The sequence below is a fragment of the Vibrio sp. 1249-1 genome (assembly GCF_033340495.1).
Genome location: NZ_JAWOWJ010000666.1, coordinates 1 through 651 on the forward strand (window position 1 = coordinate 1; position 651 = coordinate 651).

Genomic DNA, 651 nt, shown 5'->3' on the forward strand with positions numbered 1-651 from the left:
ATGACTCCGATGCAGTCGTTTTGAGCTACGTGGGTGAGAATACCCAAATAGTTAGATGCGATAGAATCGATATTGTTTGATTTGACGATTAAGCCCAAATGTTTTTCAAACTCAGTATCAAAACTCCATTTACTGGTAAGTACGCAATGTTTTTCGTCGCTTAACATCTCGGTGGAGATGTGCTCGTCAATCCTTGGGTGACCGTTTCGACATATAACAACACAAGGCTCTCGACAAACATCTTCCACTATAATTGACGCTTCTCTGCTTTCAATATCCCCCAGTAGTAAATCCGCTTCATTGCTGTAAAGCAGAGAGAATAAATGGTTTTCGCTTAATGTTGACTCATGAAAAAAGACATTTTCAAGCTTGGATAGCTGAGCCGGATAGATATTTGAACAGTAAACATTGTAGGGAGCAGGTTGGGTGATCACGCTATCGATTACACTTAGCGCTTGTTGTAGTTGAGGCAGCCATTTCTGGGCCGTGCTGGTTAGCTCAATATTTCGTCCTCGTTTCGTAAATAACTTTGTGTTTGTTGTGCGCTCTAGTCGTTTAATGGAAGCACTTATCGCTGGCTGAGTTACACCTAATTTATCCGCCGCTTTCGTATAAGAAAAGCACTCGGCCACCACAATAAATGTATTGATT

The 651-nt window shown here is 41.5% G+C and carries 1 protein-coding gene; it reads right to left on the reverse strand.

The window, feature by feature from the left end:
* Positions 1-650: LysR family transcriptional regulator (locus R7Z50_RS28230; protein ID WP_318149848.1), on the reverse strand; the 650-nt coding region annotated here is incomplete at its 3' end.
* Position 651: the final 1 nt, after the last annotated feature.